At 44.2% G+C, this 19,669-nt stretch carries 18 protein-coding genes and 1 tRNA gene; 1 reads left to right on the forward strand and 18 read right to left on the reverse strand.

Going from position 1 to position 19,669, the window contains the following annotated elements; genetic code table 11:
- Positions 1–2: 2 nt before the first annotated feature.
- The 17 genes from EV212_RS08950 to EV212_RS09030 all read right to left on the reverse strand — a co-directional run bounded on the left by EV212_RS08950 (position 3) and on the right by EV212_RS09030 (position 16,937).
- On the reverse strand, positions 3–947 hold the full coding sequence (locus EV212_RS08950; RefSeq protein ID WP_132092046.1) for a glycosyltransferase family 2 protein: 945 nt from the start codon (positions 945–947) through the stop codon (positions 3–5).
- On the reverse strand, positions 920–2,119 hold the full coding sequence (locus EV212_RS08955) for a glycosyltransferase (RefSeq protein WP_132092049.1): 1,200 nt from the start codon (positions 2,117–2,119) through the stop codon (positions 920–922). The genes EV212_RS08950 and EV212_RS08955 overlap by 28 nt, the downstream gene beginning before the upstream one ends.
- A gap of 11 nt (positions 2,120–2,130) precedes the next feature.
- Positions 2,131–2,871: an ABC transporter ATP-binding protein gene (locus tag EV212_RS08960; protein WP_132092052.1), complete on the reverse strand. Its 741-nt coding sequence runs from the start codon at positions 2,869–2,871 to the stop codon at positions 2,131–2,133.
- Positions 2,872–2,882: 11 nt separating this feature from the next.
- Complete coding sequence (locus tag EV212_RS08965; RefSeq protein ID WP_132092055.1) at positions 2,883–3,671, reverse strand: ABC transporter permease; 789 nt, start codon at positions 3,669–3,671, stop codon at positions 2,883–2,885.
- 24 nt (positions 3,672–3,695) lie between these two features.
- Complete coding sequence (locus EV212_RS08970) at positions 3,696–4,700, reverse strand: glycosyltransferase family 2 protein (RefSeq protein ID WP_132092058.1); 1,005 nt, start codon at positions 4,698–4,700, stop codon at positions 3,696–3,698.
- Between the two features lie 71 nt (positions 4,701–4,771).
- Complete coding sequence (locus tag EV212_RS08975; RefSeq protein WP_165873345.1) at positions 4,772–5,761, reverse strand: glycosyltransferase family 2 protein; 990 nt, start codon at positions 5,759–5,761, stop codon at positions 4,772–4,774.
- A gap of 165 nt (positions 5,762–5,926) precedes the next feature.
- Positions 5,927–6,000: transfer RNA gene (locus tag EV212_RS08980), tRNA-Pro, on the reverse strand.
- Between the two features lie 274 nt (positions 6,001–6,274).
- The gene (locus EV212_RS08985; RefSeq protein ID WP_132092064.1) at positions 6,275–7,480 is read right to left on the reverse strand and encodes a class I SAM-dependent methyltransferase; all 1,206 of its coding nucleotides are present in this window, start codon (positions 7,478–7,480) and stop codon (positions 6,275–6,277) included.
- 18 nt (positions 7,481–7,498) lie between these two features.
- Positions 7,499–8,665: an ArsA family ATPase gene (locus tag EV212_RS08990; RefSeq protein WP_132092067.1), complete on the reverse strand. Its 1,167-nt coding sequence runs from the start codon at positions 8,663–8,665 to the stop codon at positions 7,499–7,501.
- Positions 8,666–8,672: 7 nt separating this feature from the next.
- Positions 8,673–9,851 carry an ArsA family ATPase gene (locus EV212_RS08995; protein ID WP_132092070.1) on the reverse strand — a complete coding sequence of 393 codons (1,179 nt, stop codon included), beginning with the start codon at positions 9,849–9,851 and terminating at the stop codon, positions 8,673–8,675.
- Positions 9,852–9,921: 70 nt separating this feature from the next.
- Positions 9,922–10,206: a ferredoxin family protein gene (locus tag EV212_RS09000; protein WP_132092073.1), complete on the reverse strand. Its 285-nt coding sequence runs from the start codon at positions 10,204–10,206 to the stop codon at positions 9,922–9,924.
- A gap of 1 nt (position 10,207) precedes the next feature.
- The gene (locus tag EV212_RS09005; RefSeq protein WP_132092076.1) at positions 10,208–11,509 is read right to left on the reverse strand and encodes an FAD-dependent oxidoreductase; all 1,302 of its coding nucleotides are present in this window, start codon (positions 11,507–11,509) and stop codon (positions 10,208–10,210) included.
- A gap of 53 nt (positions 11,510–11,562) precedes the next feature.
- Entirely contained in the window at positions 11,563–12,261 is a 699-nt protein-coding gene (locus tag EV212_RS09010; RefSeq protein ID WP_132092079.1) for a ubiquinone/menaquinone biosynthesis methyltransferase, read from the reverse strand.
- Positions 12,254–13,195, reverse strand: coding sequence for a prenyltransferase (locus EV212_RS09015; protein ID WP_243115517.1), 942 nt, complete (start codon positions 13,193–13,195; stop codon positions 12,254–12,256). Before EV212_RS09015 ends, EV212_RS09010 begins: the two co-directional genes overlap by 8 nt.
- Positions 13,182–14,174: a polyprenyl synthetase family protein gene (locus EV212_RS09020; RefSeq protein ID WP_207669091.1), complete on the reverse strand. Its 993-nt coding sequence runs from the start codon at positions 14,172–14,174 to the stop codon at positions 13,182–13,184. Before EV212_RS09020 ends, EV212_RS09015 begins: the two co-directional genes overlap by 14 nt.
- A 34-nt stretch (positions 14,175–14,208) precedes the next feature.
- Positions 14,209–16,365: an L-lactate dehydrogenase (quinone) large subunit LdhH gene (ldhH, locus tag EV212_RS09025; protein WP_132092082.1), complete on the reverse strand. Its 2,157-nt coding sequence runs from the start codon at positions 16,363–16,365 to the stop codon at positions 14,209–14,211.
- Positions 16,366–16,385: 20 nt separating this feature from the next.
- Positions 16,386–16,937 carry a LutC/YkgG family protein gene (locus EV212_RS09030; protein WP_132092085.1) on the reverse strand — a complete coding sequence of 184 codons (552 nt, stop codon included), beginning with the start codon at positions 16,935–16,937 and terminating at the stop codon, positions 16,386–16,388.
- Between the two features lie 249 nt (positions 16,938–17,186).
- Between EV212_RS09030 and EV212_RS09035 the strand changes: the two genes are divergently transcribed.
- Complete coding sequence (locus EV212_RS09035) at positions 17,187–17,441, forward strand: hypothetical protein (RefSeq protein ID WP_165873346.1); 255 nt, start codon at positions 17,187–17,189, stop codon at positions 17,439–17,441.
- A gap of 89 nt (positions 17,442–17,530) precedes the next feature.
- Here the strand turns inward: EV212_RS09035 and EV212_RS09040 are convergent, their stop codons facing one another.
- Complete coding sequence (locus tag EV212_RS09040) at positions 17,531–19,660, reverse strand: DNA topoisomerase III (RefSeq protein ID WP_132092092.1); 2,130 nt, start codon at positions 19,658–19,660, stop codon at positions 17,531–17,533.
- Positions 19,661–19,669 lie beyond the last annotated feature (9 nt).

The following is a 19,669-nucleotide window of genomic DNA, read 5'->3' on the forward strand; positions in this document are numbered from 1 at the left end:
CACTATCCAAACACCTTACAGAACGCCTGAAGCGCTTTAATCTTCAATCGTCCATCATTCATTTGATAGTCATCCATAATTTTAATAACTTCTCTGATTAAGTATCTGGCATTCGTCGGACGATCCACAACGATATCCGATCCAATAAAGCGTATAAACCAGCGGGTATACTCCCGATTCCATTTCTTTAAAAATCCCTTTTTATACCAGAAGTCGGTAATAAAACGCATATTACGAACATGCTGACATAACTTCCGTTCGTTTTCCCCATTATATTTATTCATCAAAGAACCCTGTCTGAAACATTGATAATAATGGAGTTTATCACTAATAAACTGAATGCCTCTGGCCAATGGGGCTGCCTGAAAAATGAATACAAGATCCTCGCCAAATAGCACCTCTTCTGAAAACGTCAAATGATTCCGCACTAAAAACTCCCTTGAGAATGCTCTGTTCCATGCAAACGGGTTTCCGCTCGGTTCTTTGAATAAAGCATCCGGATGAAATTTAGGATAATAGACATCCCGGCAAGTGAGAGCCCATACCGTCCACGGATCCGGCTCAGGTACCTCCGGAAAAGGCGTTGAGCCAAAAACGATGATATCCGCCCCGTGATTCAATCTTTCTTCATAAATTCGTTCACAGGCATTCAATGCCAAATAATCATCCGAATCCAAAAACAGAATCATATCTCCCGTCGCCACAGCTAATCCGGCATTTCTTGCCGATGACAAACCGCCGTTTTCTTTTTCAACCAATTGCATTCTGCTGTCTAACGCCATATATTCCCGCATAATTTCAACAGAGTTATCCTTTGTTCCATCGTTCACGCCAATAATCTCTATGTCAGACAATGTCTGGTTCATCACACTCTCAAGACAACGGCTCAAATAATCTTCCACATTGTATATCGGTATAATTATCGAGATTTTTGGTCTTTTAACCATGATAATCCCCTCGCAATCTTCTTACATCCAAGCTTAAACGTATAAACAATGCCGTCATCTTTCACACTTTGAATCCCGCCAAGAAATTTTCTTGGGAAAAAAGTAATTAATCTGCCGATTTTATAAGAATAAGAATTCTTAATCGTCCGAACAGCCTTTGATGTATAACCCGGTTGATTCAAAGCTTTCCGCGTATAATACACAACCGGATCCTCCACTAACTGCTTCACATCTTTCCACTTATATTCCTCAAAATATTTCGGATTCATCGTGCCCTTTTCAAAGTCCTCTTTAAATTCCATAGCCGCACGCTCGATAAAAATGTATCTATACTTTGGTGCCAATCTCTCAAAATTCCACATATAAGAATCATATTTTATACGTTTACAAACGCACTCAAGTCTTCCACGGTTCACCGGATTAGTCTCCAAAAACCGCTGCATTTCCGCATATTCATCACAAACGCAGAACACTTTCCCCACAGAATTTACAGAAGAATTTTCATTATCCTGCCGATAATGTAAAAAAGCATCCCGGATTAACTGCACCCTTTTTGCCAGTGCCATTACCTTAAAATTAAAACTGGCATCTTGAAAAGAAGCTCCCGGCGTTTCATTAAAGCGAATATTATTCTCGCGAATAAAATCTCTGCGATAAATGGCTGACCAGATTGTTGGCTTCAAATTAAAAAACTCAACCATTTCCATTGGCGCCTTAAAATCTGTAGCTGGACAAAAAATTACATTTTCTCTCGCCTTTGAAACAATTTCAATCTTTTCATTCCGTTCTGTCGGAATAGAATAGTAAAAATAATAGCCGGATTTTACAATATCCAACCGATTTTTACTGGCAATGCGATACAATACTTCAAACATATTCGGTTCTGCATAATCATCCGACTCAACAATACCGATATATTCTCCCTCAGCCATGTCAAAACCACGATTCATCGAATTTCCATATCCGCTGTTTGGCTTTGAAATAACCTTCACTCTATTATCTTTTTCAACGTATTCCTGAATAATTTCTGGCGATGAATCTGTAGAACCATCATCCACACATATAATTTCAATCTCCTTTAATGTCTGATTCACAACACTATCCAGACATTGGCGCAGATACTTTTCAACATTATAAATTGGCACAACAATTGATACCTTTGGTCTTCCCATATTTCTTCCTCCTATCTGTTCACCTGCATATATTCATCGCAGACTTCATCGACCAATCCGCTCTTACGCACCCGGCCTTTTTCCAGCCAAATGGCATGGTTACAAAGTTCACGTACTGAATCAATATCATGAGAAACATAGAGCAGCGTTGTTCCGCCCTGCAACATCTCCCGCATACGACCATAACATTTCTGCTGGAACTGATAATCACCAACAGACAAAATCTCGTCAACGACCAAAATATCCGGGCGCACCATCGTCGCAATGGCAAATCCCAAACGGGCCTGCATACCGGATGAAAAGTTTTTGATCGGTACATCTAAAAACTGATGCAGTTCCGCAAAATCAACAATTTCGTCAAAATGCTCCTGCATAAACTTACGGGAGTGTCCAAGGACTGTACCATTCAGAAATATATTTTCCCGCGCCGTCATATTGTAATCGAAGCCAGCGCCAAGCTCAATGAGCGGAGCGATGTTACCATTGATTCGAATACTGCCCTTATACGGTTTTAATATACCGCAGGTGGATTTCAGCAGAGTGGATTTTCCTGAACCATTCACTCCGATCAACCCCCAGGATTCCCCCCGCTTTACCTTCAGGTTCACATCCTGAAGCGCAAGAAATTCCTGAAACATCAACTCCCGCCGGATAAGTTTTATAAAATACTCTTTCAAATCACTGATTTTTTCCGATGCCAGATTAAACCGTATCGTCAAATTTTCAATGTCAACTACATAATCCTGTTCCATCTTCCGCGCTCCTATAAATATAAGATAAATTTATCCTGCGTTTTCTTAAACACAAACAACCCTAAAACCAGCATAATAAAAGCCCATATCCAACCGCCTACAAATACCCGCATGGTCGGGAAGCATCCATAAAGGACCAAATCTCTGAAATGTTCTACATAATACCAGGCCGGGTTAATCCATTCAACAATTGATCGGAGCCATTGCGGGAGCAGATCGATCGGATAAAACAGCGGCGTAATATACTGCCATGCTACCAGAAATGCTCCGTAAATATACTGAATATCTCTGAAAAACACATTTGCCGCCGACAAGAAAAATCCCATGCCACAGGCAAAAATGTAAACCTGAATAACGAGAATCGGCGTTGCCAGCAGATAGGGTGTAAACGCTGAACGCGTCACGATCATAACAAGCACCAGGGCCCCCAGAGAAAATACAAAATCCACCATGGTACTTGTGATTTTGGACAATGTGAAAATATATTTCGGAACATAGATTTTTTTAATCAGCGCCCCATTATCCAATACGGAATACATAGCCATTGTCGTTGAATTCCGAATAAAGTCAAATACCGCCTGTCCGGACAACAGATATACCGGGAAATTCTCGATCCCCGCGCGAAACATATGGGAAAATACGGCCACCATGACCAGCATGATCAGTAAAGGATTTAAAATGCTCCACAGATAACCAAGAAAACTTCTCCGGTACTTTAACTTCAAGTCCCGGACCACCAGCTCCCGTAATAAATCTTTATATCGAAAAAGTGTATTTAAACGTTCCATCATCAGATTCATATCCAGAATCTCCTTACACGTATTTTAATAAGAATTTCTACGGTGTTTAAACGCCAGCACGGCCACCGGGAAGGTTAAAAATCCCGTATACCGCATGAACCACACCGCTTTATTTTTTACACTGCGATAGGCCCCGGGGTTCCGCTTCTTCATAAAAGCATCGAACGCCATTGCCTCTTTTTGCTTACCGCTCCCCAGAGGGAAACTTATATAAATCTTCATCTGACTACCGATCATCCATCCGATGATTTCATTCATATACTGCCTCTGTGCATCGCTCAACTTTCCGTCCATATGTTCCATATAGCGTTCCAGACGCAACAAAACATGCAGATGATTTTTCAGATTCGCCTGCATTTTCTTAATAGACATACTTTGATTCGGTACTCCCAGTCGATACCGATACACCGATGGTTCAAGGAAGATCAGTGTATCTACATATGGAATCGGGAAAGTGATATACTCCATGTCAACATAGAACATATGCTCATCAATCTTCACCCTCATCTTTCGAAGAATCTCTGTCTTGATCGTCATGGCATGCATTGATACTGTCGTCTTGCCAACAATGTCTTCCAGATGATAGATTCTTCCATATTCCACCTTTTCAAAAGGATATTCCTGAAGCTTCGTCGGTTTTCGCGTCACATGGTCCACCATTGTATAATTACTTCCGACCACATCCACGTCTAATCGTTTTAACATTTTAATTAACCGTCGGAAATTTTCCGTATCTACCCAGTCATCGCCGTCCACGACTTTAAAATATCTCCCGGCAGCCTCTTCAATGCCCCGGTTGATGGTGGAACCATGACCACCGTTTACCTTTGTGATGACACGGAATGTCTCCGGATACTCTGACTCATACCGTTTGCCAATTTCCTCTGTCCTGTCCACTGAACCATCATTGACAATCAGGACCTCCAGATCTTCTATAATATCCGGATGGATAAAAGAGGTCAGCGTTTCTTCCAAATAAGCTTCTACATTATAACTCGGCACGACAACCGTTAATATCTTTTCACTCATAATGGGTTCTCTTTCCTGAATTTTCTATTTATATTATATCTTTTCTATTTTAAAGCTTTTACACAGGTTTGTCAACGAATCAGTCCGGCGATAAATCCGCAGCCATAGGAAACATGCAGCAGAAAATGAATCAATATCAGCCTCAGGCGCAGCATGAATCCATCCGAAGTATCCTCCGCTTTCAATGTACAAGAAACCCCCACATCCATTACTGTATAAAGTCCCATCACTCCAGCATAGAATTTTCGGAATCTCTGACTGAAACAGCTCATGAATCCTCCGAATATTAAAAACAAAACAAACATCATCGGAACAAGATGGGACAACCGCGCTGGTTTATGATGCTTCTTTATGACTGCGACTTTCCAGAACCCATAGCCAAAATATTGTTTGATAAGCCCAAAATAAGTATCACGTGGATAATAGATACTGTGAATTTCACTGGATATATAAATCTTGCCACCAGCTTCACTAAGCCTGAAATTAAAATCATCATCCTCATTTAAAATTAATTTTTCATCAAACAAACCAATTTCTTCCGCTATGGATTTTTTAAAAGCTCCTAAAAAAACCGTGTCGCTATAGCCCTCATAATCTTTAATATGCTGCTTTCCGCCTCCAAGGGCAAATGGCGAATGATAGGCGGCAGCCACTGCGCGCTGAATTGGATTTTTCCCTTCTGCTACCATTGGCCCGCCCACATTTTCAGCGCCGCTTTTCAGCAGATATTCCACACATTTTGAAATATAATCCTGAGCAAATTCTGAATGTGCATCCATGCGAACAATATACTTGCCTTTTGCCGCTTTGATGCCGATATTCAAACCGCAGGAAATCGTACCCTTTGAATTTTTCAGCATATGGATATGACCATAGCATTCCTCATATTCCCGGATAATTTCCTCTGTATCGTCTTCAGATGGACCTACTGCCAGCAGCACTTCATGTCTGTCCCGCGGATAATCCTGCCGTAACACCGAATCCAGACAGGCCCGTATATATTTATGCTCATTTCGCACCGGAATCACCACCGAAATAAACGGTAGTCTCGAACTTTCCATAACCCTACCTCCGTTCCGCAACATGCTTTCAAAATAAAAACATATTTTTATTAATTATACTTGTATTATTTTGCCAAGTCAAACCGAATTATGCAAAGAAAAGAGGTTCTAAAACAAAAAAGCACCGGATGCCTTAAACCTAGACTTTCCGGTGCTTTTCCATCGTCGAAGCGACGTGATTCGAACACGCGACCTCTGCGTCCCGAACGCAGCGCTCTACCAAACTGAGCCACGCTTCGATGTGCTTTATTATTCTAACGCTTTTGGGCAAAAAAATCAATATGTTTTTTCAAAAAATTAACAATTTGTTCACATCATGCCCACATATTTTTCACAGGACATGGATATACTATAGTCATCAAAAGAAATTTTGATTAATTTTTTCATAACTCCATCCGAAAGGATGGACCCTCCCCCTTTTAATGATAAGAATACTGAAGAAAGCCGCGCGATGCGGCTTTTTTCAGTTTCTCATCAAATCACCAGTTTTTTATCTCTTTCTGTCTCCGCTTTTTAATATCCGATCTTCAGAACGCCCTCTTCAAAAATCAGCGGCTTTGCCACTGTTCCGGCCTGTACATACTCCCGTTTCAAATCTTCTATCTGGCGGATAAGATCATCCTTCGACGATGCCTGATAGAGAGAAAGGATATGTTCATCGCTCATAGCCTGATATAGAAGCAGAAAATCCGGGAATTCCTTATGAGACCAAAGAGAATAGGTCAGAAGATTATTTCCGTCAGAATCCTGCAAAATGAATCCATTCAGAAGTTCCTTGCCAAAGTTCTGGAGTTCCATGTCCGCATACCATCCCGTATACTGAGAATTCTTTGCCAAATCTGTATGAACGATCTGACATGCGCACCAGAATCGATACACTTCATCCGCATCTTCCATGCCTGAATTCCGGGCCGCAAAAACCTGTATCCGACCCTGATTTTCCATCTCTTCACAGACAATTTCGCGATAACATTCCGGAAGGCCGGCAAGGCCGCATTCATTGAGTTTCTGAATCCATCCAAGAAATACCGGGTCCACATCGCATCGCTCCGCAGATACCAGGTAACCATTCTCAGCTACAAGACCGGCCAGCTTCTTTGCAAAATCATCAATATTCTCAGCAAAATCCGCCGCTTCCGCCTTTAACATATTATAACCTGACATTACATCATTAATTTCACAATTTTCCTGAAGAAGACGCATGGCAAATACCGTATCGTATTTCTGTCCCGGAAGATTGGTGACATCCGTATTTATAAATGTAATGTTGTTTACATCCAACCTTTCTGCCAGTTCCTTAGCCGCCCTGATCGCATTTGAGCTCCGGTCAACTGCTGTGATATGAGATTCAGGCAATGCCATTCCCAGGAAGCAACTCATAATTCCGCACTCGCATCCCGCATCCAGAATCTCTTTTCCAAAAACATCATGATTGTCTACGATCCAATTGCAGATCTGTCTGTAATTATCTGCCTGATATCCGCCGTTAAAAAGCAGGGCTTTATCCAGCGATTCGTTTTTCATCTCATAAAATTCTCTGAGATATTCCGGATTATCTTCAAACTCACGAATTTTCCTGTAAAGATCCGTAAGCATCTTACGTCCTGTCGTTTCTCCGTATTTTGCGCTGAACTGAAAATAAAGCAACTTGCTTTCCTTTGGAGGATTCATGTCTAACTGACGCAGATAACTGAGCCCAATATCTTTTTTCTCTTCCATAATTTACACCTTCCCACCTTAGTCATAATCAAACCGAATACAAAGTTCGCCATTATCAAATGACCAATCTGTCATTTTTCTTCTGCGCACTTTGTCCGGCAAATGAAAGCGTCTTGTCTGATTACGCACAACAAGAATCAAATCTTCTCCGTCCTTAGAAACGTCAATCTCTTTTTCCGACACGTACGGAAGTTTGACAATAAAAAGCCGCGTTCCCTGCTCATCTTCCATTCTGAAAGCCTGTTCACGGCTGAATACCGTTTCCGGATCGGACTCAGCGTAAAGTTCACATCCAACCGATTTCAAAATTTCAATTCCACGGAGCTCATCTTCCTGCAGCATCAGCTTAAAAACCTTGCAATCACCAAAGCTCTGCTCCGCAAGTCTGAGGCTTTCTGCCTGCATATCCGTCCACCCCGCAAAATATCCCTGCATCGCTTCTTCCGGATAAATTTTATTTACATAAATGGCATCCACGCCAAAATCATACTCGTTAATCCAGGTATAGCTGCGACGCGCCTCGTCCATAACGATACGCTCCGGTGTCGTCACAATACGCATGCTGGCAAGCTCTCTGTTTTTCAGGATTTTCTGCAGCTGTGCAAGACGTTTGACCAGCTTATCAAATTCCTCAAATACCTGATCCCTCGGCTTCGGCACCTGGGTCTTTCGGGATATCAGCCCCCCCAATGCATTATTCATACTGCGCACTGACGGCAGCAATCTGTCTGCCAGAACGCCCAAACGTTCTGGATATCTGAGCAGGGACAGGGTCTCTCCCGTCGGCGCACAGTCTACAATAATGACATCATAGGCGCCACTTTCATAGGCGTCCAGAATCTTCAGCAGTGAAAAGAGTTCATCCAATCCCGGGAACAGCAGCACTTCATCAGCCGCAATGCCTCCGTTGGCTTTCTCTGAAATAATCTGCTTTAGATAATCCCGCAAATTTCCCCATGCTTTTGTACTTTCGGCTACCGGATCGATCTCCAGAGCCTGAAGCCCTTCAAAAACCTCTGTCGGTTCAAACCCCAACGGCATATCCAGGGAATCTGCCAGACTATGGGCCTGATCCGTACTCATAACAAGGACTTTTTTTCCGGAAAGTGCGATATTTACAGCAGTAGCGGCCGCGATACTCGTCTTTCCAACACCGCCCTTCCCGGTATAGATAAGAATTCTCATGGCTGCCTCACATCCTTTCCTCCACCTTCAGGCAAATCCGAAGTATATCTTCCTGAAAGTATACATCTGTAACCCGTGCCCCCCGCAGTGTATTTGGAAGAGGAATACATCGGTTATAATTATTCACTTTTATATCTACATCCATATCATGCACCGTAACGTTCACTTTATCCGCCTCAGCCCCCGGGAGCCTGATCGACAGACAATATCCGCCGTCAATGACATCATAGGTCTCTTTTTCTCTCTGCACATTTATCTTAAAAAGGTTCGGTGTTTTCAACACATCTCTGGCCAGCCGCTCGATTGCTTCTTTTCCGCGGACTTCTTTCGAATACCACGGTATCTTTGTCACCGGCACATCCACAAATACTCTCTCAAGCTCATCTATATATTTTTTCTGTATATCCCGCCACCGGTTCATAAATTCACTGCCCGTATCCTCCGGCAGAATACGATTGATAAAAACCCCATCGACCTGGTAGTCATACAAGCTTAAATACATATAATTACGCTTTGTCTCTTCGACAACCATTTTCTCCGGCACACACACAAGACGCACACTGCAGACCTCTGGATTCTTAAGAAGCTCCTGCAAAAGGACCATCTGGCCATGCATCTCTTCAATCTCATTCATCGCCTGATGCGTCGGAAGGGTCACTTTATATTTGACCTTCGATACCGGAGCCAGCACCCGGACCATCACTTTACCCACCGGAAAAAACTTTTCCATATACCAGGTGAGCAGTTCCGGCAGTTTCAGGAGCGATAATGTTTCGCCCGTCGGCGCACAATCTACGATAATCCTGTCGTACTCACCGCTCTCATATATATCCTTAATTTTCATCAGCGAAAAAAGGTTCTCGAATCCGGGAATCATAAAATTGTTTCCATCCTTCCCGAGCGCCGCCCCTGAGCTTCCCATCAGCGAAGTGATCGCTTTATTGACATTCGGAAATTCTTCTTTCATAAGCATATCCGGGTCCAGCTCCAGCAGAAACAGATTTTCTCTCACCTTTTTTATATGCCTTCCGACTTCCGTCTCAAAAATATCGCCGAGATTGTGCGCCATGTCCGCGCTGGCAAGCAGGGTCTTTTTCCCCTCGTCAGCCGAGGCTATGGCATGAGCAGCCGCCACACTGGTCTTTCCCACACCGCCTTTACCGGTAAAAATAATAATTCTGCCCATTTATATTCCTCCAATTAAATGAGTCACACCAAAAGTCTCCCTCTGATGTGACTCATTATATCACGGTCTATCAACCCTGTCTGAAAGATACCCCGATTTCACCATGTGGATGTTTCCATCCCTTAACAATCTTATCATGGGAAAGAACTCTGCAGGTTCCGCACTCAAGGCATCCAAGATATGAGAAGCTAAACTTTCCATCAATGTACTTATAGCATTCTGCCGGACAGGCCAGAACGAGTTTTCTGATTTCCTCTTCATCTGTACACTCAAGGTCTACATCAATATGAGAGTTCTCTTCATCCGTATGGAATAAGTCAAGGCCTAACTTCGCTTCAACACTCAATTTCTTCATATTAGAACGCCTCCAGTATATTTGTGATCATGTCAACGAGCTCCCTGGCGCTGGTCTTCTTAGCAATGGACTCAATAATGTACATAATAAGTCCACTGTTTGGCTGACCATCCACTGTAAACAGCTTAGCTGCAATATCATCGGCCATGGCCGGAAGATCCTCAAAAATGCCTCTGCATGTAAGCAGTGTTGGGAATCCTTTACATCCCTCCATATCCTTCATAACAAAGCTGTCCTTCAGCGCTTTTTCATATTCTGAAAGTGTTGCCGCACTGAAATCACCAATTTCGTGTGCTTTGATCAATGTCTCGGCAGCAAGACGTCCGGACTCAATCGCGAAATCCATACCTCTTACAGTAAAGCCAAGGTTGATACACATGCCGGCAGCATCACCAGTCACAAGCACACCGTCTCTATAAAGTTCAGGAATCATATGGATACCTTCTTCAGGTACAAGGTGTCCTGAGTATTCAATGGTCTCTCCGCCTTCAATAAATGGAGCAACTGCCGGATGTTCCTTAAATCTGTCAAGCATCTGAGGAACAGATACATCCGAGTGTCCGATATCACTTAATGTTGCAACAACACCTACGGATACCGTGTCTTTGTTCGTATAGATAAAACCGCCGCCAAAGCCGCCAACGGTAGGATCGCCGGCAGAAAGCCATGCTGTACCTTCGCCCTCTTTGAGAGCAAAACGTTCATTGATGATCTCTTCGCTGAGTTTGATCGTCTCTTTAGCGCCTACAGCAACCTGTCCCGGTTCAAGCTCTTTCTTCATACCAATCTGCTGTGCCAGCAATGAGTTAACACCGTCGGCAAGGATAATAGCTTCTGCATACATCTCTTCACCATCAGATTCGATACCTACAACTTTGCCATCTTCAACGATAATATTATCAACAAGAATACCTGTGATAATTTCTGCGCCGGCTTCTTCAGCCTTTTCAGCCAGCCACTGGTCAAATTTTGCACGAAGTACAGTGTAGGATGCATTTCCCGGCTCTGAACTTAATTTTGCTGAACCATATCCGATATCCAGTGAACCATCCGCTGTCATAAGAGAAACTTTCTCGTGTTTGATAATTCTCTCAATTGGGGCTTCATCTTTGAAGTTCGGAATAATTTTTTCAAGACTGTGCCCATAGAGACGTCCGCCTGTCATATTCTTAGCGCCACAGTAATCTCCGCGTTCGATAACGATAACAGAGAGACCTGCATTGGCAAGAACGATTGCTGCAGAACATCCGGCAAGTCCGCCACCCACGATGATAACGTCGGCGTCAAATTCTCTCTCGCTCATTTATATCCTCCTTATTGTTTAAAAGCCAAAGGTCAATATTTACAAATTATATATTATTTTCGTCCCCAGACCAGAACGCACGCACCGCACATTCTGTTCTTATAATCCACCGCTTTTAATCCGATGTCACGGTACAATTCCTCAAGTTCCCCACGATGTAGAAACTTCTGTGTCGATTCATACAGCCACATATATTCCTGTCTATATTTCCTGCCGCCGCCAAGCCTCGGCATAATATAACGAAAATATATCTTGTAAAACGGCTGTACGACCGGGTTGTCAGGGACAAATGAGTCCAAACAATATATGTAACCACCGGGTCTGACAACTCTTCGCATCTCACGCAGGACCTGTTCATAATCCGCCGTATTCCGAAGTCCAAACGAAATACATGCCGCCGTGAAACTATCATCCCTGTAGGGCAATTTCATGGCATTGCCCTGTGTGAAACGGACATTTTGCCGTCTGCCGCGCTTGCTCTCCGCCACTTCAAGCATCGCCGGTGAAAAGTCAATTCCTGTCACCTTAAGGTCGTGCCTTGCGTCTGCCATCTTCAGCGCTATATCCCCGGTTCCGCAGCAAACATCCAGTATGTTGGTCCCTCGCGGCGTATTGGCAGCAAGTCTGTCTGTAAGTGTTTTCTTCCAACTATTCTGCAATCCCAGACTAATTCGATCATTGGCACTGTCATAGTCTTCTGAAATACTCTGAAATACACCGTAGACACGCTGCTCTTTTGAATGTTCAGCCATGTAAAACCTCCAGAATGAATCCTGCTGCAAAAGCAGCCGTATAAGCTCCGTTCAGTGCGATGTTGGTCATAACAATTCCCTGCATCGTGGCGATACGCCCCTCGGGCTCCAGTGTACATGCCAGCTGCTTTCTGATGGTTTTTCCACCCAGAAGTACCGTAAGTATCCCGCTTACAAAACCAATCGGTCCAAGCAGCGTCACCGGCAGCACGATCACAAGTATCAGCCATGATACAATGAGATACCGATATAACTCAAGAGTTCTCGCTCTGCCAATACATGTCGGAAGTGTCCGCCTTCCGGCCTTTCTATCCTTCTCAATATCACTGCCGTTATTGCTCATCATGATCAATGCGATTCCCGCGATCATCGGAAGTGAATAGAGAAGAAGCTGCCAGTGGATCTTTCCATCGGCGCAGCCTGCAATTCCCAGCGGAATAAGTCCGCCCATCACAACCCCCGATACGATTTCACCTATCGGAAGATAGGATACAGGAATCGGTCCACCCGAATAGATAAGAATCACCACACCGCCTGTGATACCGATAATAAGCGGAACCAAACCGCTTCCCATACAAGACACCAGCCCCAAGACTGCCCCTGCGACCATATATGCAATTCCGAGAATCAATGCACTTCCCGGTGTGATATTTCCATAAACCAGGACCGCATCGTTCACTTCTACATGATCGTTCGCACTGTCAACTCCTTTTATAAAATCAAAATAATCATTTAAGGTATTGACCGCACTTTGAAGAAAGACACAGGCGGCAAGAAGCATAACGCCTTTAAGCCATGTAAGTTCCAGCCCCTGCTGCCAGCAGTAAAAATCAGCAAACAATGCCGGAAATGCAGATGCTACCCATGTGTGGGGTGCTGCCAGGCTCAATGCCAGTCTGGGTGTCAGTGATCTATAATGCTCAGATTGTCTCAAGTTTATCTAACATCCTTCTGATCTTCGATGCTTCCGGGATGTCTTCCAGAGAATCCAGTATTTCTCCAGCCAGTGCCGCATATCTGTGAATTTCCTCCACGGTACGCTTTACACCGCCCCATTGAATCACATTCTTCTCCATTTGTTCTATCTCATCCGCACTCAGATTTCGCTCTGCATTCTCTCGCATGATCGGAAGAAGAGCCTCCCTGCCCCCAGGCGTCTCAAGTGCCATAAGGACCGGAAGTGTATATATGCCGTCATGGAAATCCTTATGTGTCTTCTTCCCCTCAGCCATCTCGCTGGATGTAAAATCCAGAAGATCGTCCCGGAACTGAAACATAATGCCCAGATACGCTCCAAAACATTTAAGTTTTTCGGCAGTTTTCTTACTGCATCCGGCTTCCATCGCTCCAAGTTCGCAGGCTGTGCTGAAAAGCGAAGCTGTCTTTCCTCTGATGTTCTTCAGATAGGCATCGACCGTCACATTCATGTCATATCGGCACACCGCCTGTCCAATCTCACCGATGCACATATCTTCCACTGTTTGCGAAAGAATCATTGCTGCGTCAATAAGTTGCTCTTTCACCTGCCAGTAATGAACCCGCTCAATCAGAAAATCTCCGGCATACACCGCCGCATCTTTTCCGTACTTACCCTGAATCGAAGGCTTTCCGCGTCTGAATGGTGCCTCATCAATAATATCATCATGAATCAGCGACGCCATATGAGTGAGTTCTACCATCGCTGCCAGCATGCAGAGCCTTTCGGACCGCTCCAAAGCATATGGCCCAAAGGCACTGCACAGCAGCAAAAGTCTGGGGCGAATCATTTTCCCGGATGAACCGAGCACGTCATCCAGTACGGCGCCTGTTCTGGTGCTGGCAAATGAATTCTCAGCGATTTTGTGTATATAGTAATTTACCCGTTCCATCGCTGACTCTTCCGTCATCGCACAGGCATTATTCCGCTCTGTCATTCTTTTATCTCCAGTTCATCATCTAATTTAAGTCTTAAACAAGGCCTCTCTTTTCAGCAATGATCTCTGCCGTATGTTTTACCTTGATATCCAGTCCGCGGGCATCCAGACCGCCACGGATCTGCATCATACATCCTGGACAGTCAACTGCAACAACATCTGCGCCTGTCGCCTGAATGTTGGCAATCTTCTTTTCAAGAATCGGTGTTGCAATATCCGGATAAAGGACGCTGTATGTACCGCCGAAGCCACAGCAGTTGTCATGTTCTTCCATCTCTACAAATTCAACACCCTTAGTGTTCTTGAGAAGTTCACGCTGTTCCTGTGTTACACGAAGGCTTCTGCACAGGTGGCAGCTGTCGTGATAAGTAACTTTAACAGCTTTTCCATCGCCGGATTCTTCGCATCCGCCAAGGTCATAGAACAGTTTACAGAAATCAAATGTCTTGCCTGCAAGTTCTGTTGCTCTCTTGTGCATCTCTGTGCCTTCCTCAAAGAAGGTCGGATAATCACGAAGCTGATGTGTACAGGATGGACATGCGGATACAATATAATCGTATTTCTCTGCTTCCATACCTTCGATATTGATTTCTGCCTCTTTTGTAGCATTCTCAACATCGCCCATCGTAGATGCCGGACATCCGCAGCAAGCCTGTCCCAAAGGCATCTCTACAAGATAACCAATGGAGTTCAGATCAAGAACAACGTCACGTGCAAGGTCTGTATATACAAAATCAAGCAGGCAGCCTGCGAATAATGCGATCTTACCCTTTGGATTTGGAACATCCTGTTCAATGGTCGGGAAGATATCACGCAGCGGAACCTGTGCAATATTCGGGAAGCTTCTTCCTTCTGTCAGGCCGGAAAGGAACATCGGCAAATGACGAATCATCGGCTGACCCTTTGTAAATGGTGCCTGAGCAACAGATGCGATACGAAGCATGGAATGGAACAGCTTACGGTCGCTGACAGCATCCAGTGCAAATTTATGAATTGCATTCGGATGTTCTTTCGCATTCTTTTCACGAATCTTCCGAATCATATCTGTAATCTTAAGGCCGCCGCCGCAAACTTCCTTACATCTTCCGCACTGGAGACAGAGACTCTGAATCTCACTTGCGCGGCCTTCATCGATCAGGAAATGTGTCAGCATAATACCGATACCGCCGGTATATACCTTGGAACCATATACATGTCCGCCAACTAATGCGAATGCCGGACAAACATCAAGGCAGGCGCCGCATCGGATACATTCAAATACCTGTCTGAATTCAGGTTCCGCAAGGATTGAACGACGGCCTGGCTCATCGAGAATAACAGCGTAGAATTCTTTCTTTTCTTTCGTATCATTCTCTTTATCTGTAACAACCTCTGTTGCACCTGTGTACATCGAAACATAAGATGCGATTCTCTGTCCTGTACCATTACGTGGAAGAGCTTTGAAGATCCAACGGGCATCCGATATGGATTTTACAAATTTTTCAATACCAAAGATATAAAGATGAATCTTTGGAAGTGCACCAACCATACGGCCGTTACCTTCATTGGACATGGTAAATACCGTACCTGTATCGGCAACTGCTACGTTCGCACCGGAAACACCCATATCTGCTGTACAGAATTTCTCTCTCATAACTTTACGGGCTGTCTTAACCTCTTCAGCAATGACAGGTGCATTTTTAACTTTTGTATAGTCCGTAAACAGATCGGCAACTTCTTCCTTATTCAAATGAAGTGCCGGCATAACCATATGTACCGGAGTATTTCCTTCAAGAGCTATGATAAACTCACCAAGGTCTGTCTCCTGAACCAAAACACCATCATCTGTGAGAACTTTATTAAAATGAAGTTCCTCAGAAGCCATGGATTTGGATTTTACGATCGTCTTAACATTTTTCTCTTTTACAAGAGCACGGATTTTTTCCATTGCCTCGTCTTTACTTTTGGCAACGATAACATGTCCACCTCTTGCTTCACAATTCTTCGTAAACTCTGAGATCATCTCATCAACATGATCTGCCGCATAACGTTTTACTTCACTGATTTTATTTCGTGTAGCCTCAAAATCAACACCTTCATAAGCTTTTTCTCTTTTAGCCGGATATGTCTTACAGAATGTACCCAGTGTTCTGGCAAGAGTGGTGTTGTCCAATGCAGCCCGAATTTCTTGTTTTAATGCTTCACTTGACATTGTATTCCCTCCTTACCTGATCATTCATCATCTACAACAACTACGGACATCTGAAGCGGTCCATGCACACCAACTGTGCTGACACACTCAATATCGGCTGTACGGCTCGGGCCGGTGACAAAGCCGACAAAATTAGGCAATTCCGGAAGTTCTGCGAGAATATCAAACATATCATCATACTCTGGTACAATTGTTGAACCCCTTAAAATACCAATATAATATTCAGACATCGTTGATACGATTCTCTCGTCAATAACGTCCCTCGCCTGAACCATGGTGCCAAGATCTGCAATACCATACTGACTCTCGGAAACACCGCCTTTTACTGTCTCTGCATTAAGACGAATGTGGTCTGTGTACACTTTAATCCCTGCTTCTTCCAGTGCATTGATGACTCCTCCCTCTTTCAGGAGTGGAGTTTCAACGATACATGTATCAGGGATGCCGGCTTCTGTAAATATTCCGGCAACTGCCTTACCAAGATTCTCCTTGGAAGTGCGCACACATGTTCCATTCACGCTTTCAAGATTCTTTTTGAATCTTTCATACAATTCATCCGTGATTTTATTCATTGTTACGCCCCTTTCTGACGAATTTATTGCGTCGTTTTACCTATTAAGTATATTAAAAAAAACACAGTTAGTCAACGTTATGCCGTGTATTTTGTTTGTTTTTTTAATCAAATTGACTATTTTTTCTTCAAATCTGGTCAATTTTTTGTCAATCTTTGGTATCATTTTCAAAAAACCTTATTTTTGTATTGATTCCACAAAACCTATCTGCTATGATTAAATAAAATTCAAAGATTCGAGGCAAAAAATATGGACATGGAAATCGAAAAAATCGCATTAAAACTTCAGGGCGATTTGTGTCTTGATGACTCAGACAAAAATCTGATCATGATCTGGAGTAAAGCCGTCGACATTGCCGACCAGCCGCTCATTGTCTGCTGGCAGGTGACAGACCCGGAGGCCGGCGAACTAAAAAATATGGTATCTGAATGGGACAAATTTATCGTTCTGAATGCCGACGGAAAACCCATCGGCACGGCAAACGATTACTTTTTGACAAAATGATGTGGCGCAGAAACTAAAAAGGACGGATGAAAAAACCGGTTATACCCCGGCTGATTCATCCGCCTTTTTTATCTGCATTCCGATATCATTTAATTTTTCAGATTCAACTTGGCAAAGGCTTCGGCAAAAGCATTATTTAACGGTTGTTCCGCCTCTTTCTTCTGTTTGTTCAGATACTTCTGTACATCCCGCTTGCTCACGCCGGCGCCTTCTTTTTTCCGACGTTCCTGAAAAATGGACAATTTTTCCTTATAGCCGCAGACACAGACAAACGTCTGCCCGTCCCCTTTGCCGTACATTTCCATCCGTTTATGACATTTCGGGCAGCGGGCATTGGTTGTACGGGCCACCGTCTCCCGATAGCCGCATTCTCTGTCCTGGCAAACGAGCATCCGGCTGTTTTTGCCCTTTACCGACAACATCCGCTTACCACATTGAGGGCACTTGGTATTCGTCAGATTCTCATGCCGGAACTTTCCATCTCCAGTGCGGATTTCTGAAACAATTTCTTCTGTATATCCTCGAATATCCCGGATAAACATATCTTTTTTCAGACGCCCTTCTGAAATCGCCATCAACTTCTTTTCCCAATCTGCTGTCAACGCCGGTTTCTTCAAATCCTCCGGCACCAGCTCCAGAAGCTGACGCCCTTTGGAAGTGACATGAATATCTTTATCCTTCTTTTCCATCAGGAATGTATGAAACAGTTTATCAATAATATCCGCCCGGGTCGCCACCGTACCAAGGCCGCCCTTTTCCATCGCTGTCAGCAGGGTCGCTTCATTATAATAAGCCGGGGGTTTTGTCTGACCTTCATTAATTTTGATCAGCTTAACCATTTGGGAGGTTCCTTCCTTTATCTCCGGAAGCAGTTGTTCCCGAATATCTTCTTCCGACACTTCCTCCTGAAAATCCTCATAGGCCGCCTGCCATCCCGGCTGTTTCATCACCCTTCCTTTGGCCGAGAATGTTTCTCCGCCGCACACTCCCTTTAATGTGGTCTGCTCATACTCACAAGGCGGATATAAAACCGCCGCAAAACGGCGCACAACCAGATCATAAATCTTCCTCTCGTCACTGCTCATGTGCTCCAGTTGGACAAACTGCTCCGTTGGAATGATCGCATGATGGTCTGATACCTTGCTGTCATCGACAAAACTTTTATTTAATTTAAGAGGCTGACTGATCAGCTTTCCGGCTACCTTCCGATAAGGTCCCACACTGCAGGCCTTCAGTCGTTCTTTCAGCGTCTCCGCCACATCCTTACCTATGTATCTGGAATCGGTTCGCGGATAAGTCAATACTTTATGATTTTCATAAAGCCTCTGCATGATATTCAGGGTTTCCTTCGCCGAAAATCCAAACCGTTTATTGGCGTCCCTCTGCAGCTCAGTCAGATCGTAGAGCCCCGGCGAATAGGTCTTTTTCGTCGTTCGATGCACTTCCTTTACCGTCAGTTTTTCTCCCTGGACCTGGCTTTTTATCTTCTCTATCCGTTCGGCGCTGAAAGTGCGGGCGCTTGCCGACCGTCCATCCTGCCAGGTCCATGTGACGCCGCCGCTGGACAGAGTCAGTCCGTAGTATTTTTCCGGTTTAAAATCACGGATTTCTTTTTCACGCTGATCGATCATTGATAAAGTTGGCGTCTGAACACGGCCGCAGGATAATTGGGCATTATATTTACAGGTCAATGCCCGGGTCCCGTTAATCCCAACAAGCCAGTCTGCTTCCGCCCGGGCCTCTGCCGCCGCATAAAGATTCATATAAGCCCTGCCGTCTTTTAAATGGGCAAAACCTTCACGAATGGCCTTATCCGTCACCGAGGAAATCCAAAGCCGTTTTACTGGTTTATGACTTCCTGCCTTCGCCAGAATCCAACGGGCTACCAGTTCGCCTTCCCGGCCCGCATCTGTGGCAACGACCACCTCAGAAATATCCTTCCGGTATAAATGGTTTTTTATTGTCTGATATTGTTTCCCCGTCTGTTTGATGACCACTAGTTGGAATTTCTCCGGAAGCATCGGCAGGTCTTTCATCTCCCAGACTTTATATTTCGAATCATAAGTTTCCGGGTCGGCCAGAGTGACAAGATGCCCCAAAGCCCAGGTAACCACATATTGGTCGCCTTCCAGCGCCCCCTGATTATTTTTACTGCATTTTAAGACCCGGGCAATATCTCTGCCCACTGAAGGCTTTTCTGCAATAACTAATGTTTTCATATACTATTC

The organism is Frisingicoccus caecimuris, assembly GCF_004340975.1.
In the GTDB taxonomy this organism is placed as follows: Bacteria; Bacillota; Clostridia; order Lachnospirales; family Lachnospiraceae; genus Frisingicoccus; species Frisingicoccus caecimuris.